Here is a 14,908-nt window from a genome sequence, read left to right as displayed (position 1 = left end):
CGAGAGAAGGAAGCACACCTTATGCGCGCCCTTGTGGTCGATCACGGCGAGGCGGGACCCGTCCGGTTCGCCGATGTCGGCGAGCCCGTGCCGTCCGCCGGCGAGGCGTTGGTGGAGATACGGCATATCGGTCTGAATTTCGGTGAGCTGAGGTACGTGCACGAGTGGGCGGCAGGCGCTGTGCACGGTCACGACGCGGCCGGCGTCGTGGTGCGCGCCGCGTCCGACGGCTCGGGGCCGCCGGAAGGTGCGCGTGTCGCACTGGGCATGGCTCCCTATGCGTGGGCGGAGCGGGTGGCGGTCGGCCCTGCCTGGCTCGGCACCGTCCCCGAGGGCGTGGATCTGGCCGACGCCGCCGGGCTGGGGGTTGCCGGGGTCACCGCACTGCGGGTGCTGCGCAAGCGTTCCCTGCTGGCGCGCAATGTCCTGGTCACGGGGGCCGGTGGGGGTGTGGGGCGCTTCGCCGTCCAACTGGCGGCGCTGGCGGGCGCGCGGGTGACGGCACTCGTCGGTTCGCCGGGCCGGGCTGCCGGGCTTCGTGAACTCGGGGCCGACGAGGTCCTGACCGATCTGGCGGAGACCGAGGACCGGTTCGACCTCGTCCTGGACACGGTCGGCGGGCCGTTGTCAGTCCGGGCGTGGAGTTCCCTCGCCGAGGGAGGCACGGTTCACCTGGTGGGTTTCACCTCGGGCCAGGACATCACGTTCCCCTCGGGGGCCTTGTTCGGCTTCGGTGAACCCCGCACCATTGCGACCTACGGTGACATGACGCCGCCCAGCGAGGAGCTGACGGATCTGCTGGGCCTCGTGGCCGCCGGGAGACTTGCGGTACCGGTGGGACTGCGAGGCGACTGGATAGATGTGGACGACGCGGTCCGGGCGTTGTTCGCCCGGACGGTGCACGGAAAGATCGTTCTTGACGTTGCCTGAGGCCCTGGACGAGGACACACGCGCCGTCGCCCGCCGGTGGGCGCGGTTCGCGGCGGCGGACGGGAATGGACCCATGGACGTGCTGGCGGAGGTCTTGCGTGTTTCGGGTGCGCGTGGGGCGGTCGGGGTCGTGCTGAAGGCCGGAGGAACCTGGGGCCAGTGGCTGGACTCGTATCCAGGAGCGGCACTGCACGTGGTGTCCCGTGGCACGATGTGGCTCCATGTCACGGGCGGGAAACCCCTGGAGGTCCAGGCCGGAGACGCCGTCCTGTTGTCGCCGGGCACCGCACACGGGATAGCCGGCGGCTCCGGCGTGACGATGGGTACCTGCGACCAGAAGGCGGCGGTTCAGGCAATTGCCGATGGAAGCGCCCTCCGACTGGGTTCGGCACCGGCGCAGACGGAAGTGATCACTCTGCACTATGAGCTGGACCCGGAGGTGAGCACACCGGTGCTCACCTCCCTCGCCCGGCCGATGCACGTTGCAGCCTGGGAGAACGCACAGGTCAGAAGGACCGTCGAACTTCTCACGGCGGAGCTCGCACAGCCGCAGATCGGCGCTACCGCCGCCGTCAACAGCATCGTCGACCTTCTGCTTGTCCAGTTCGTACGCGCCTGGCTGGCCCGCCACCCGCAGGAGCGGTCCGGCTCATGGCTGGGCGCGATGCGTGACCCGGTCGTGCGGGATGCCCTGGCGTGTGTCCACGCCCGGCCGGAACACCCCTGGACCACGGAGACCCTGGCCGCCGCGACGCGTGTCTCCCGGGCGACGCTGTCCAGGCATTTCCGGTCCGCCCTCGGACAGACGCCGGGCGCGTACGTGGAGCAGTGGCGCATGGACCTGGCGTCAGTCCGGCTCCGTGATACCGATGAGCCGGTCGAGTCGATATCCGGTGCGGTCGGATACGGCTCTCCACACGCCTTCAGCCGTGCCTTCCGACGTGCCCGGGGCATGTCCCCGGGCGAGTACCGTTCTCGGTTTCGCGAGTGATCGCAGGCGGGCGATCACCGGCAACGCCCGAGCCCGAGTGCGGCCCGGGCGGGTGCGACGCGCCTCGTCATCGCCGTGTGAAGTGCCGTTTGAGTCCCAGTGACTACATGTCATTTCCATGCCATCGGCAGGTCTTGCCTAACAGGCCTCTGACCTTGGTCAAACAGCCTTGGGTCTACTGGCGTCTAGCGAGACTGGGCACTGGCATGTAATGGCATCCCAACAGGAAAGCCTCGTGACACTTCCTTTGGGGGTTCATCCACAGTCAGGCAGTTCTCTGCGACCGTCGCGGCTGGGAAACTGCTGTCAGCAAGAGCAAGAGCAGGGGAAGTTCGACTGTCCGCGGCTCAGAACAAGTGCTCGGAGACGGGTACGTAGGCAACGGCCGTGGTGATGGCGTTTTCGATGTAGGCACGGCCGTCCGCGTCTTCTTCTTTGCTGGCTTGCGCGGTGAGGGCGGGTACGGTGCGGGGATCGTTGGCCCAGCAGGTGCTCAGCAAGTGGGTGGCTGTCAGCCGGACGACACGGTGGGGTGAGTGCTGTAGCTGTTCAAGGCATGGTCGAAGCAGGCGTGCGACGCGTCTTCCAGGACGCGGCGGCGAAGGGCCGCTGCGCGCGTGTGGGGTGTGGGCTGTGTCGGCCAGTAATGAGCGAGGCAGTTACGGGCGGCTGCACGGGAATTGTTGTTGGGGCCGGTGACGGGCCGTGTTTCGACGAACGAGCGCACGTCCCCGTTGTGCTTCCACTGCCGGCTCAAGCTCTCAAGAGCCGCCGCGCGGCACTGTTCATCCCGGTCTCCGATGGCGCTGCGCTGAAGAACGCGCAGCAGGGCTGTGTCGTTCTGGCCGATGTGGACAAGCCTTTGCAGCAGCAGCAGCACGCGACGCAGAGTCGTACTGGGGTCACGGGACAGGCGGGTGACCATGAAGTCGCGGGCTTCTGCGTTATCGCTGTGGTGGAGACGTAACTCGACGAGCACCGCGGCCCGTGTACTGGTGCCAGGATCTTCGGAGCCCCATGTGCGGATCACCGCGCGGGCGTCTGGAGAACACCGGGGTGAAGTTCATGCCCGGCACCCGCGACGGCCTGATGGTCAACGGTGGCGGCTTCCAGGGCAAGACCGAGACCGCGTGCTCTGCCGCGGCGATCTTCGAGGACCTGCGGCGCATTGTCCACCGGCAGGTCCTCCCGGACCAGCTCCAACTCCATGGAACTCGTGATGTTTTCGTCCCGGTCGCCTACTGCCGACTACCGGTGCGAGCGACCTCGAAGGCATTGTGCAAAACCATCCTGGACATCTACGGCGACCCCCACCCCAAGAACCTGGACGACCTCATCCACTCGGTCCGAGACGCCGTCAGGGACCACAACACCACCGCCTTGCTCATCGAGGATGTGAACAGGCTCCGGCTCCACTGCGGCGACGACGAGGACACTCTGGACCTGATCCGCGAGCTGATGGGCCAGAACATGACGCTGGTGCTGATCGGCGTCGACTTCACGCATTCGGGACTCCTGCGCGGCGCTTACATCGACTCGCGCACCAAGCAGTGGATTTTCCCCGACGTCAAACGCGGCAAGAGCCACAACGAGGCGGCCTCCACCTAGACCGAGCGGCGCTTCGACCCGTTCGACTACACCACCCCGATGGGGATCGCCGACTTCCTGGACCACCTTGCCGGGATTGAGGACCAACTGCGGCTATTCCGCTCCTTCGACGGGATGCTCGCCACGGGCGAGATGCCCGGGTACCTGTTCCGGCGCACACACGGCATCGTGGGCCTGCTGCGGCGGCTGATCGAGGACGGCTGCGCCGAGGCAATCACCAGCCGTAAGGAGAGGCTGACTTCGGAACTGCTGGCCCGGACCTCCATCCGCCTGGGCAACCTTGCCGACCTCGACCCCGAGGCTGGCGAGGTTCCCGAGATCCCCCAGAACGTTCAGCCGCCGAAGAAGCTCAGGCGGCGACGCAACACGGTCTTCGACGACCACGGCAAACAGCAGGCCGCCGATGGCTGAGCATCCCTAGCTCGCCCGGCCTCTGGGGCGGAGCCTGGATCCCCTGCCTGAGGAGTCCCTCGGCGGCTATCTGCTGCGGCCGGCCCACCCACCAGGTCTTCCCCCAGCATGACTGCCCGCAGCCGCACAACCTCCGACGAACGCTTCCCCACTTGATCGCCCAAGCAGCGGACAGCACCCTTCACCCAGCCCAGTGCCGATTCCCGGTCCCTGCCGAGAGCTCGAACACAGCCTTGCGCAAAAGCCGCAGAGCCCGCCCCTGCGGAGCCCGCCTGGACCAGTCCGACCACGCCGGACAACCTCACCCCATCGCCAGCATGCTCAAAGCCCAGCGACAACTACTCGACCTCATCAGCCCCGACCGGTCCGCCGAGGAATCCTCCTCCCGCTTCACCGACCTGCGCGTGCTCACCTCCTTCCTGAGTACCACCTGGTCGGCCAGCAGGGACATGATCGCCCCCAGCGTCCACGATGCAGTCGCCGAACACGTCCTGGACCTCGACGAGGAAGAGGCACTCGACACGCGACAGGTCATCGAGGGCCCCGATTGCGGCGGCCTGGCTGCTGACCGCCGCCTCCGCCCTGCTCGACGCCCCCGACCTCGAAGAAGAACTGGCCTTGCACGCGAGAGATCCGGGAACGGAAGCCCCAGCAGAACCCCCTGGACCCAGGTCCTCGACCGGCACAGGTCCTCGTGCTCGGAGAGGATGAGAGAGCCGGCCGCGCCGAGCACCCGCTCCTACCGACGCGTCAGCCCCCGTGGGCTCAGAATCTCCGACCGCATTGACGGCTACCGCCCTGAGCACGTTGTCGCATTCCTGGAACAGGACTGGTTCGAGAAGCACTTGGCACCGCTTGGGCTCGGCCTCTACGTCAAGCCCATGTGCCGCTCGGGGCCGTCCTCCTCGTCCAGTGGGGAGGTGGCGGAACCATGGGTGACGCGGCCGACTTCCTCGGCATCGACCCCAAAGGCGGCCAATACAGCACGACAACCGGGCTCCACCGGTGGCTCCACGACCACGGGTCGACGGACTTTCACCAGGGCCCTGCGCAACCTGGCCCGCGACCTGGACACTGCCGCCGCCCCGATCAACTACCGCAGGCGCCGAGAGGCACTCCACCGCTGGGCTCTGACCCCCGACACCTGGCAAGAGATCACCGACCGCCTACCACACGTCCCCGGCCACATCCAGCCCAACGTGGACGACCGAAAGCGCCAAGAGGCATCCGCATTCATCTGGACGCAGGTCACACACGGCGAGCCCCTCTTCGAGCCGCGCACGATCGAGGAAGAACAGCACGAAACACTGCGCAGAACGTGGCTCGACCAGCGCAGCAGCACCTGGGCCAAACTTGCCCGACCAGGCCGGATCCACCACTTCACAGCACTACGCGGACTCCTACTCCAGCACGGCGACACCCTCATCAAGAAAATCGATTCCAGTACCAGCCGGTCCTCCGACTAGAAACCGCCCTCTCCGTCAGCAGCGCACAGCCGCACTCGGTGACGCTGAAGATCGACCTCGGCGACCCTCACTGTGATCAGCTCGCCTTCGTCAACAAGTCGATCGGAGGTCTCACCTGGCTCGTCGGTCAACTCCGAGAGGTGAAGGAACCCCTCAACCCCTGGGGCGAGTTGCACGAACACACCGAAGGGAATGATCTTGGTGATCGGCCCGGTGAGAACCCGGCCGATCTGATCCGCAAACCGAATGAGCGGATCTTCCCGCAGAGCCTTCAACGAGAGCGTGACCTGCCCGGAGCGCGTCTCGGCAATGATCACCTCAGCGGTGATCCGATGTCCTGGTGCGACGACTTCGGAGGGGTGGTTCATCCGAGTCCACGTCAGGTCCGGCACTCGGATGAAGCCGGTGCACAGACCGTCCGGTTCGCCGTCGAGATGAACAAAGACCCCGAAGTTATGAACCTCCGAGACCGTCCCAGTGACGATCTGCCTTCGTTCAATCGAGAGGAGAAATGACCGCAAGGCCGGAATCTCACAAGCCCTGGCGGAGAGGTGAAGCTGACCTTCACGCCAGCGCCCGATCTCTTCGGCGCTGATCTCCTGCCCGAGCTCGAACAGCTCGGACGGATTATCCATCCGACGCATCGACGCCTCGTACAGAGGAATCCGACCGATCTCAGCTTCCTCCCCTTCGGCGTCCATGAGCTGCACCAGGACATCCACCCCGTCGAACCCGATGACCTTCACTTTTCTCACGGGGCCCGGCTGGAGCTGGTTGATCAAGGACTTCAGGCGAGGATCACGGGCTGGCTCAGGCACGAAGCGGGAGCCTAGTCGGAGCCGACCTGCCGCGCTTCCCCTGGCCTCAAGATGTTCAACCAGTCGTTCGCCGAACGATCGAGGACGCTTCACCAACGGCCGCCAGCACTTGCAGCGGCCATTCCGGATCCGCCTGGCCAATGGCCAAGCCGATCCATCGCTCCGAGTTCGGCAAGCGCCACACCTGCACGCTGCTGGCAACACCACACAGGAAGTCGAGCGGCTCGCGAGCCCCGACCTCTGGGCCGAGGTCGTCGAACCCGAGATACGGTCCCAGATCAACCGCCTCCGGAGCACCCCAGCGTCCCGCGAGGATGTCAGTCAGAGCTGCGACGCCGGCTTCCAGCTCTCGTTCCGCAGCCTCGACAGCCTCAGTGCTTCGATCCTCCCAGAAGTCCGGGCTCTCTCGGAGTATGACCAGGTGGAACCCAGGCCCGCTCCAGCTCCTGCCCGTTCCCGGCCTTCCTTCTTCCCCAGGGAAGGGCAGCGCGCTCAAGGTGTCGATGATCGACAACTGCTCAGTTGTCGATTCCGCTGACGGGTACACTGGGGCAGCATGGCCGGAGCCTAGTAGGGCTGGTCAGGTTGATCTCGCCGTGGGTATGTCGCGGTGACAGGTGGGGCAGGCGCCGGTCCAGATGGCGAGGAGGAACTGCATGTCGTGGACGACCTGGTAGAGGGTCGGGCTGGCGCCGTTTCTTTGGGGGCCAGGACCAGCCGCTGGACTGTGCAGAAGGCGTGGGCTGCGGAGACGAGGGTGACGTGGTGGTGCCAGCCGTTCCCAGTGCGGCCCTCGAAGTGGGCTAGGGCCTGTTTCATCTCACGGTAGTGGTGCTCGATCCGCCGACGGAGCTTGGCCGGCCGCACGAGCGTGGTGAGCGGGGTGTCGTCGGGCAGATTGGAGAGCCAGAACTGGACCGGCCCCGGCTCGGTGGCGGGCCACTCGGCCGGCAGCACCTCGTGCAGCCGGTGCCGGACACCTGCCTCGTTCCAGTCCCGCAGCCGTCTGCAGCAGGTCATGCCCGAGCCGAAACCGAGCTCCTGGGGCAAATGTTCCCATTGGATGCCGGTGTGCAGCACGAAGAGGATCCCGCGCAGCACCTGCCGGTCCGGTATCGGCCTGCAGCCCGGGTACCTGAACCGTCGCTCCCTCTTCGGCAACAGCGGCTCGATCCGCTCCCACATGTCATCCGACACGATCCACGGTGAAGCCCCCATGGTTTGGACAACCCAAGCCGCCTTCCTCGGCCCCGCCGCCACCCTCTGCTGCTACAAACGACTCATCAAACTCACCACATAGGACACGGCCTTACTGATCGTTTCAGAATGAGTTGAGTCGTAAGTCTTGTGCCCGGTGATCTTCGTGGGCAGGGTGTCCGCGTGCGTGCTGATCTTGTTCCAGATGACCTGTGGGAGCGCGTAGCTCCGCTGCTGCCACCTGCTCCTGCGCGGCGCCGCCGCTACCCCGGGCGACTGCGCGTTCCCGACCGGACGGCACTCGCCGGGATCATGTACGTACTGCGGACCGGAGTCGCATGGCGTGATGTCCCGGCCGAAACGGTGGGCTGCTCAGGGGTGACGGCCTGGCGTCGGCTTCGGGACCGGACCGAGGCCGGCGTCTGGCCGCGCCTGCACGCGGCCTTGCTGGCCGAGCTGCGCCGCGCCGACCTTCTGGACGTGGATCACTGCGCTGTTGACGGCTCGCATGTCCGGGCACTCAAAGGGGGGATCACGTCGGCCCCTCGCCGGTCGACCGCGCCCGTCCTGGTTCCAAGCACCACCTGATAGTTGACCGGCACGGAACCCCGCTCGCCGTCACCCTCACCGGCGGCAACCGCCACGACGTCACCCAGCTCCTGCCGCTGCTCGATGCGGTTCCGCCGATCCGGGGGCTGCGAGGGCGACCTCGCCGTAAGCCGCGGCACTTGTATGCCGACCGGGGCTACGACTTCGACAAGTACCGCCGCCTGCTGTGGAAGCGCGGCATCAGACCGATGATCGCCCGACGTGGCGTGGCCCACGGTTCGGGGCTCGGCAAGGTCCGTTGGGTGGTAGAGCGAGCCTTTGCTTGGCTGCACCAGTTCAAACGGCTCCGGATCCGCTACGAACGACGCGCCGACCTCCATCAGGGCCTGCTCGAACTGGCCTGAAGCCTCATCTGCCTCCGTCGTCTGCGCACCGTACGGTGAACGAGTGGTCAGACGAGGGTGATCGGATTGGTGAGTGCGGCGACGTCCCCGTTGGGATGGCGGACCTCGATGCGGACGAACATTGACTCCTCCGCCGTCGTGTCCCACTGCACCCCACCTGCCCCGTCGCCGGGGAGAGATGCCCGGTGGACCTTTCCTCGATCGGTGTGGAAGCTGACAGTGCCCACCGGCACGCCTCGCACTGCTGCCTGCACTTCGACCTGCCTACCATGAGTTGTGAGCTTTTCTCCCACCCCGGCAAGGTGACCATCGGCATGGGCAGTGAACGTCACTTTCACGTCCGTCGACTCGGCGATCCAACTGCGGCCGGCACGGATTCCGGCGAGGATCGCCTCGGTGTTCAGGTCCTGGGCGAAGACCATGGTGTGAGGGATGCCGATCTGCCCTTCCAGGTGGGTGTCGCTGTTGCCCATCGCCGGCCGCCACGATCCCGTGTGAATGTCCGCTGCGAGGCTCCGCCCCCACTCCGCCAAGGCGGCCTCGTTGTCGGCGTTCCAAGGTCGGTCCGAAGTCCACAGTCCGTTCCAGACCTCCACCACGTCGAAGCCCCGGAAGGGGAACATGAAGTCGCCCGACGGATAGGGCGCATGCGGGTGTGCGGCCACGCACAGCCCTCCGACTTGATGGACCTGGTGTAGGCACTGATCGATCAACCCGTCCCTGACCTGGTGGTTCCAGTCGATGACATCGCCGGGTTTGATGCCGAGCGCGAGCCAGTGCCCGGTCTTCGTGGTCACTTCCTCACCGAGAATGATCAAGAAGTCATCGGCGGCCAGATGCCCCCACACACCGGATTCCGCAGCTGAGTTGTGCTCCGTCGTCGCCATGAAGTCGAGCCCGGCAGCGCGCCCCCGAACGGCCAACTCTTCAGGAGTGAGTTCCCCGTCCGAGTGGACCGAGTGGACATGGCAGTCCCCGCGGTACCAGGCCGCCCCGCGTCCGACCGCCCGCGTCGGCGGGAAACTCAAGTTCGACAAGGTTCTCCCCCAAAGTCCTGTCGAGCCAACGCGCAACCAGAGCTACCAGTTCCGCCGCACCACTGAGCGCCGTCTCAGCCGAGAGGTCAGATCGCATTCTGAAACGATCAGTTAGTGCATTCCATCGAGTACTTCGTCAGTCGAGAGCACGGCATGGGCGAAGAAGCGGTAGTTGATGATCGCTGCCTGATAGCCGTCGCCCCAGACCGAGTGTCGGGGTCCAGCTGTCGCATGACCACGGCGACCTCGAATCCCTCCTCGATGAGGTGACGCATATGGGACTCGACACACATGTTCGCCAGCATCCCGCCAAGAATAATTCTTTGCATTCCCCGCTTGCGTAGTTGCAGTACCAAGTCGTTGGTTTCCGGCCCGAATACCTTGTGCGGGCTGGCGACCACCGTTCTTCCGTCTTCAATATAGGGCTTGAAGCGGTCCAGCCGGTCGGCCCCGGAGTTTCGGAAACCCGTCAGATCGAGCTGTCCTGCCCGTGCGAACGTGTGAGTCTCTAGCTCGCTTGTCTCGAGCGGTCCATCCATTCGCCATCCGTTGTCGGTCGGGTAGAAATAGTGGGGCGATATGAAGACCTCGTATCCGTCCGCCTTCGCCACCTCGAAGATTCTCTCCATATTCTCGACGGTCCTGTTCTCTGTGACGCTCGCTCCTACCGCATCCCAGTTTGCTCCGTCCTCGCTCAACACGTCGTTCTGCGGGTCAATGAACACAACCGCCGTGTCGATCTTCTTGAGTTCCACCTGACGCTCCTCACGCGATAACAGACCACTGGCGTGATAGATATTGGCTACAGTGGATGTCCTTCCGAAGCAAATTCCAGTCCGGTGGCACGAGCTCTCTCCCTGAGCCGCGTGTGCCGTGTGCGGATTGCTTCGGCCAAGCGGCATCACTCGAGTGCCGTGCTCACCTTCGGGGTATGTGCCCTGAGGAAGCGTTGGCCCGGTCATTCGGCCCACTGTTCCAGCTTGCCCCATCGCGGGGCGTTCTGCATCGGTGAACTGCTGCACCTCGGTCGCCGTCCCTGCGGGGCCGTCGGTGGTCTGCATGGCGTGACACTCTGCACAGGTGCGCGGAGTGCTCGGTTTCTGGCCGAAGGAAGAAGAGAGTCTGCTCAGCGCCGAACTTTTGCCTCTTCGAACGTGTTAACTGCAACCAAGGAGCAATGCCGAGCACCGACCTCTGGTTCGACATCGGTCACGACGCCGCCGATTTGAGGTCGGCCTGCTGGCGCAACGTATACGACGAGATCACAGATATCCAGGGGGATGGTCCCGCTACGAGCACACGAAAGGGCCGCGTCACTGCGGACGCTCGCCGACTATTCGATGACCCGATCGGTACTCGGGCTCGGATTACACCGGGAGCGTCAACCGTTACGCCAATGGCGCGGACGACGCGGACCTGGCCGGCAGCGCGGTCGGTGACGGCAGGGTGAATGCGGTCGACTTCTCCTGCTGAGATCCGCCGCCCCGGGCGGCTTGCACCGGACCCGGGGGCGGGGATCGCCGAGCGCCTGATGGGTGTGGTGCTCGGAAGCGCTCAGGAGCGGGACCTGGACGTGTGGGACGAGGTGTACGGGAGGACCTCGGGCACCCTGCACGGCCGTCGGCGCGGACCCGGCCCGCGCCGAGGACGCGGGCGCCGAGGTTACGCCCTCGTGCTGCAGCGCCTCGTGGAGGCCGACCCGGCAGCCTGGACCGCCGAGGCCCCCGGGTGCTCGCTGCCCTGGCCCGGCCGGCGCTCGGCGCGTTCTATCTCGCCGCGGTGCCGCGGTGCCTTCCCCGCCGGTCCGGTCCCGGCCGTCCTCGCCGCACTCACGCTGCGCCGCACTCTGCCCCGCCCTGCGGCCGGCCAACAGCCCTCCACCGCGGTGGTGTTCGCCGACCGGGCGGTGTTCGACCTGCTCAGGGTCGTGTGGCGCACCGGCGCCGACCTGGTCGGCGACACGCCGGGCCGTCCTGGACCACCTGCGCACCCTCGCCGAGCCCCTCACCCGCCCCGTCGGCCTGCCACCGCCTGCGGACAGTCCGTACGCGCCCGTCCCCGCCTGTGCAGACGCCAGCCCCACTGGCGCCCCACTGGCGACGGTGTGGACGGGAAGGAGGAGTCGGCCGCTGACCTGCCGGACACCCACCCGGCAGTACGCGCGCTGGGCTGCCTGCTCGAGTACGCGGTCAGCCAGGCCCCACGGACGGCGAGATGCCCGGCGTCGTCCTTCACCTGGGCGCCGGCGTCCTGGCCGCCCGCCCCGGCGACGAGGCGGGCGCCACCGAGATTGGCGCGCGGCTGCCGGTCCTGCAACGCCGCGCCACCGCCTTCACCGCCGCCCACCCCGAGCTGTACGCCCTCGACCCCCTACCGGCCTCCCCGGCCGTCGCGTGGCTGCACCAACTCGTAAGGGCCGACAGCTTGCGACGCAAGCTATGAAGCTGCCTGGCCCCTGGCAACAGGAAGCTGCTGCCCGCGCATTGTCCGGCACTGACCAAGACGTTCTGGACTACCCGTGCACCCGCTGGAAAGAGGCCAATCCGAGCGATATCCGTCAGCTGGCCGTCAGCCTCAGCACCCAGAGCCCGTTCGAATCCGTCCGTACTGCGGCCACCGAAGTTCTCGTCGGCAGCCCGGAAGGGATCGAAGCCTTCTTCACTACCGGCCAATACGAAGCTGGCAACATAGAAATTCGAGTCGAGGTCGCTCACCTGGCCACAGTGGGCGACACCTACGTCAGTGAGGCCGCAACGGCCGCTCCCTAAAGACGAAACCCCCAAGGCACTCGCCACGTTCCTGCAAGTCGGGTAGTACGGCGGGCAGCTTCAGGATGAACGGATTCTCACCGCTCGGCTGGCCACCGAGGGAGGACCGGAGCTCAAGTCCGCTGCCATGATCGCATTGGCCGGCCCCGCCGAACTCATCCAGGAGTTCATCGCCGCCAGCCAGTACATGGCGCAGCGCAAGGACGACCTCGCCACCACCCATAACCATCATCTCCAAGGCCTTCTGGCCGAAGGATCGATGATCGCGGCCAAGGCCAACGAGCACGCCTGGCGTGCCGCCGAAGCCGCTGCCAAGGCTGTAAACGCAGCGGCGGAAGCGGCAGAGGCCTCCGGCAAGGCACAGAAGTCTGCTCGGCAGGCAACAGAGCACGCTGCTGCCGCTGATGCCTCCGCCGACGCCGCCGAGGACAGCGTCGCCAAAGCGGCAGCCTCTGCCGTCACCGCACGGGCCGCCGCCAAACGGGCCGATGCGGATGCCGAAGCCGCCGAAGACTCCTCAGCCAACGCAGAATTTTCCGCCGCTTACGCCCGCGAATCGGCGAGAAAGGCGGACAGAGCAGAGGACGCTGCTCACGCCTCCGCAGTTGCCGCGGGTAAGAGTGCACAGGAAGTCGAGGCTGAGGCCAGCGCAGCCTGGGAACGGACGCGCGATATCTCGGAAGCAGAGCTGGAAGAAGCGTGCCGGCAGGCGGAGGAGGACCGCAAGGCGCAAGAGGGCGCACGGAAGAAGACATACGTTCCAGGTCGGTTCTTTCCGACGCCTTGCGAGCTGCTCATGTTCCGGTGGATCTACGACGCCTCGCAACCCGGCACCACCGCACACGCCGTGGTGTGGGAAATAACCGGCCTCGCCGACATCGAAAAGTGCATTGCAGATCCTGCAACCACAGACTGTGCGATGGCTGCCCTCAGCCTGGTCCCGTTGGGCAAGCTCAAAACTTCTCACAAAGATCGACGACCGCCCGGGCCGGTATCCAAAGGAATCTTGGTGGAAAACAGGCTCCACCCTTAGCATCAGATGCCTGGCCACCACGGTCTGGGCCACACGGTCGGCGACTGCGGGAATGCCGAGCATTCTCATGCCGCCGCCATGAGGCTTTGGAATCTCCACCGCACGCACGGGAGGGGGGAAGTATGAGCCCGATGACATCCGGTTCCAGACCTTGTAGAGGTTGTTCTTCAGGTCCTTCTCGAAGTCGTCGATGCTCTGCCCATCCACTCCGTGTGCGCCCTTGTTCGCTCTGACTTCCTCCCACGCCTCCTTGACTTCCCACTTCGAGATATCGAACGGTTTGACTGGTGACTTCAACTGGTCCATCGGACTCCTCCCGGATAGCTCCGGTTGATACGACACACTCAGTCACGAACGACCCGGTCCCTTCGCTCCACCCCCGTTACAGGGGCTTCACCACTACTACGGACCGGTCCGCCGGCATGTCCCGCCTCGGTACTCAACCCCTCACGGTTTCGGCCGCTTGGAGCTCTCCCTGTCGCCCGCCCAGAAAGGCGGACAGTGTCGGGACATGCCTTCTCCTGTTCCGTGCGAAAGCAGCAGACTGGGCTCACGTCACCTGCATGCCGGACACCACCTGGCCAATAGACGGGCACCCGCCAGGCTTATCCCGGAGCTGGGTATACACCCCGGTTTTGATGCCATCTGAAGGTCTTACGACACGTCAGCGGTAAATCGTTTGCACTCGTCTTCCCAGTCCCCACCTGACACCTCTTGGATGCCTTTTCCTCATCGCTCACCACGACGGTCTTCAGCCAACGCAGCATGAGGCGGTTTGAAGCCTCCCCCCGCAGGGCGACTTCGAAGGGCCACACCTTCATCTCTCGCACAGCATCGCTTCTGGGAGCTGCCCTACAAACAGATCCCTTTCGCGTTCAGGACACAAACACCCAAAGCCTTCCCCAATGCCTGACGCGCCGGGGTAGCGGCCTCCGTCGGGTCGGACGAGCCTGCCGACGGGGGCCGGACCAGTACCGGCCGCCCGGGGCGAAGGACAGTGGGCCGCGCACCGGACGGTGTGCGGCCCTGGGCGGGATCAGACGTCGATGTTCGACCCCTGGGGAATGAAGTTGAGCACGATGTCACTCAGGCGGACGTTCTTGCCCCAATCGAAGGCGTACTTCTCGAACGCGCGGCCGGTGATTCCTCTCTTGAGGCCGTTCGTGATCAGCCAGACCGTGGCCGTGGCCGTGGCCAGGATGGCGCCCTCCGACAGGGGACCGCCGTCGGTGATGCTCTCGATGTCGATCACATGCTGCACGCCCTCGTAGGAGTTGAACAGGTTGAGGAACGTGGCCCCGCTGGGGATCGCCCGGCGCTTGCCATCGATGACGACGTAGATCGTGGCGCCGGTGACCGACTTGATGCGGTAGCCGTTGAGTTCCGGCCGGTCGGCCACCGCGGCCGTCGTCGCTCGGACAGGCGCTTCGGCGGCGCTCGCCGTGAGCGACGCTCCGACTCCGAGCGGGACGGCGAGTATCAGGCTGACCGCGCCGAGTAGTACGCGTCGGCCGAGGCTGCTGGGCAGCGCCAGGCCCCGAAGTCGTCCGTCTCGTCGCCCGCCGCGTACTGGAGGCGGTAGCGGCCCACGCCATCTCCGAGCCGTGGCCGCCGGGGCCGGACGCCGGCCGATTCCGGCAAACCGGTTAGGCAGCGGTCGGACCGGGCCGGCAACGGGGGTTACGGCGGGGCTGCC

At 66.0% G+C, this 14,908-nt stretch carries 15 protein-coding genes and 2 pseudogenes; 9 read left to right on the top strand and 8 right to left on the bottom strand.

The features are described 5' to 3' along the window. Positions 1-21 precede the first annotated feature (21 nt). Positions 22-930, top strand: coding sequence for a zinc-binding dehydrogenase (locus tag OG214_RS37560; RefSeq protein ID WP_405987353.1), 909 nt, complete (start codon positions 22-24; stop codon positions 928-930). Positions 931-1,003: 73 nt separating this feature from the next. Next, entirely contained in the window at positions 1,004-1,921 is a 918-nt protein-coding gene (locus OG214_RS37555) for a cupin domain-containing protein (RefSeq protein ID WP_405987713.1), read from the top strand. A gap of 511 nt (positions 1,922-2,432) precedes the next feature. Here the strand turns inward: OG214_RS37555 and OG214_RS37550 are convergent. After that, the gene (locus OG214_RS37550) at positions 2,433-2,900 is read right to left on the bottom strand and encodes a hypothetical protein (RefSeq protein ID WP_405987352.1); all 468 of its coding nucleotides are present in this window, start codon (positions 2,898-2,900) and stop codon (positions 2,433-2,435) included. A 38-nt stretch (positions 2,901-2,938) separates the two neighbouring features. Here OG214_RS37550 and OG214_RS37545 point away from each other — a divergent pair, with 38 nt between their 5' ends. The 3 genes from OG214_RS37545 to OG214_RS37535 all read left to right on the top strand — a co-directional run bounded on the left by OG214_RS37545 (position 2,939) and on the right by OG214_RS37535 (position 5,406). Then, positions 2,939-3,529 carry an AAA family ATPase gene (locus OG214_RS37545; RefSeq protein ID WP_405987351.1) on the top strand — a complete coding sequence of 197 codons (591 nt, stop codon included), beginning with the start codon at positions 2,939-2,941 and terminating at the stop codon, positions 3,527-3,529. A gap of 39 nt (positions 3,530-3,568) precedes the next feature. After that, the gene (locus tag OG214_RS37540) at positions 3,569-3,940 is read left to right on the top strand and encodes a hypothetical protein (RefSeq protein WP_405987350.1); all 372 of its coding nucleotides are present in this window, start codon (positions 3,569-3,571) and stop codon (positions 3,938-3,940) included. Between the two features lie 317 nt (positions 3,941-4,257). Continuing rightward, the gene (locus OG214_RS37535; RefSeq protein ID WP_405987349.1) at positions 4,258-5,406 is read left to right on the top strand and encodes a hypothetical protein; all 1,149 of its coding nucleotides are present in this window, start codon (positions 4,258-4,260) and stop codon (positions 5,404-5,406) included. Here OG214_RS37535 and OG214_RS37530 read toward each other — a convergent pair. The 4 genes and pseudogenes from OG214_RS37530 to OG214_RS37515 form a co-directional block, all read right to left on the bottom strand. Continuing rightward, on the bottom strand, positions 5,403-6,224 hold the full coding sequence (locus OG214_RS37530) for a S1 RNA-binding domain-containing protein (RefSeq protein ID WP_405987348.1): 822 nt from the start codon (positions 6,222-6,224) through the stop codon (positions 5,403-5,405). The two genes, OG214_RS37535 and OG214_RS37530, sit on opposite strands and share 4 nt — an antisense overlap. 55 nt (positions 6,225-6,279) lie before the next feature. Continuing rightward, positions 6,280-6,738 (bottom strand): hypothetical protein, encoded by a 459-nt coding sequence (locus tag OG214_RS37525; protein WP_405987347.1) that lies wholly within the window; start codon positions 6,736-6,738, stop codon positions 6,280-6,282. Positions 6,739-6,884: 146 nt separating this feature from the next. Next, positions 6,885-7,178, bottom strand: a pseudogene (locus OG214_RS37520) (IS701 family transposase); the annotation flags it as partial. Then, a pseudogene (locus OG214_RS37515) lies at positions 7,167-7,442 on the bottom strand (transposase); the annotation flags it as partial. The pseudogenes OG214_RS37515 and OG214_RS37520, both read right to left, overlap by 12 nt. Before the next feature lie 162 nt (positions 7,443-7,604). Between OG214_RS37515 and OG214_RS37510 the strand changes: the two are divergent. Continuing rightward, positions 7,605-8,374 (top strand): IS5 family transposase gene (locus tag OG214_RS37510; protein WP_405987346.1). Its coding sequence is split into 2 segments (ribosomal slippage): positions 7,605-7,947 and positions 7,947-8,374, totalling 771 coding nucleotides; the frame shifts between segments, so codons are not numbered across the junction. Between the two features lie 47 nt (positions 8,375-8,421). On the opposite strand, the gene OG214_RS37505 is transcribed toward OG214_RS37510, so the two are convergent. Both OG214_RS37505 and OG214_RS37500 read right to left on the bottom strand, forming a co-directional pair. Beyond that, positions 8,422-9,402 carry a CehA/McbA family metallohydrolase gene (locus OG214_RS37505; RefSeq protein WP_405987712.1) on the bottom strand — a complete coding sequence of 327 codons (981 nt, stop codon included), beginning with the start codon at positions 9,400-9,402 and terminating at the stop codon, positions 8,422-8,424. A 116-nt stretch (positions 9,403-9,518) separates the two neighbouring features. Further along, entirely contained in the window at positions 9,519-10,166 is a 648-nt protein-coding gene (locus tag OG214_RS37500) for an isochorismatase family protein (protein ID WP_405987345.1), read from the bottom strand. A gap of 1,459 nt (positions 10,167-11,625) precedes the next feature. Here OG214_RS37500 and OG214_RS37495 point away from each other — a divergent pair. The 3 genes from OG214_RS37495 (at position 11,626) to OG214_RS37485 (ending at position 13,212) form a co-directional block, all read left to right on the top strand. Next, a complete protein-coding gene (locus OG214_RS37495) occupies positions 11,626-11,853 on the top strand; it encodes a hypothetical protein (protein WP_405987344.1) in 228 nt (75 codons plus the stop codon). Then, positions 11,850-12,179 (top strand): ALF repeat-containing protein, encoded by a 330-nt coding sequence (locus OG214_RS37490; RefSeq protein ID WP_405987343.1) that lies wholly within the window; start codon positions 11,850-11,852, stop codon positions 12,177-12,179. The genes OG214_RS37495 and OG214_RS37490 overlap by 4 nt, the downstream gene beginning before the upstream one ends. 127 nt (positions 12,180-12,306) lie before the next feature. After that, entirely contained in the window at positions 12,307-13,212 is a 906-nt protein-coding gene (locus tag OG214_RS37485) for a hypothetical protein (protein ID WP_405987342.1), read from the top strand. Between the two features lie 1,036 nt (positions 13,213-14,248). On the opposite strand, the gene OG214_RS37480 is transcribed toward OG214_RS37485, so the two are convergent. Then, positions 14,249-14,611 carry a hypothetical protein gene (locus OG214_RS37480; protein ID WP_405987341.1) on the bottom strand — a complete coding sequence of 121 codons (363 nt, stop codon included), beginning with the start codon at positions 14,609-14,611 and terminating at the stop codon, positions 14,249-14,251. Positions 14,612-14,908 lie beyond the last annotated feature (297 nt).

Source organism: Streptomyces sp. NBC_00872 (genome assembly GCF_045161915.1).
Lineage (GTDB): Bacteria > Actinomycetota > Actinomycetes > Streptomycetales > Streptomycetaceae > Streptomyces.
This window is presented reverse-complemented; position numbering and strand designations above follow the sequence as displayed.

What these genes read in the sequence shown, in the direction of transcription:
- OG214_RS37560 (WP_405987353.1), top strand. Translation starts at nt 22, where the DNA reads ATGCGCGCCCTTGTGGTCGATCACGGCGAGGCGGGACCCGTCCGGTTC.
- OG214_RS37555 (WP_405987713.1), top strand. Translation starts at nt 1,004, where the DNA reads ATGGACGTGCTGGCGGAGGTCTTGCGTGTTTCGGGTGCGCGTGGGGCG.
- OG214_RS37545 (WP_405987351.1), top strand. Translation starts at nt 2,939, where the DNA reads ATGTGCGGATCACCGCGCGGGCGTCTGGAGAACACCGGGGTGAAGTTC.
- OG214_RS37540 (WP_405987350.1), top strand. Translation starts at nt 3,569, where the DNA reads ATGGGGATCGCCGACTTCCTGGACCACCTTGCCGGGATTGAGGACCAA.
- OG214_RS37535 (WP_405987349.1), top strand. Translation starts at nt 4,258, where the DNA reads ATGCTCAAAGCCCAGCGACAACTACTCGACCTCATCAGCCCCGACCGG.
- OG214_RS37495 (WP_405987344.1), top strand. Translation starts at nt 11,626, where the DNA reads ATGCCCGGCGTCGTCCTTCACCTGGGCGCCGGCGTCCTGGCCGCCCGC.
- OG214_RS37490 (WP_405987343.1), top strand. Translation starts at nt 11,850, where the DNA reads ATGAAGCTGCCTGGCCCCTGGCAACAGGAAGCTGCTGCCCGCGCATTG.
- OG214_RS37485 (WP_405987342.1), top strand. Translation starts at nt 12,307, where the DNA reads ATGATCGCATTGGCCGGCCCCGCCGAACTCATCCAGGAGTTCATCGCC.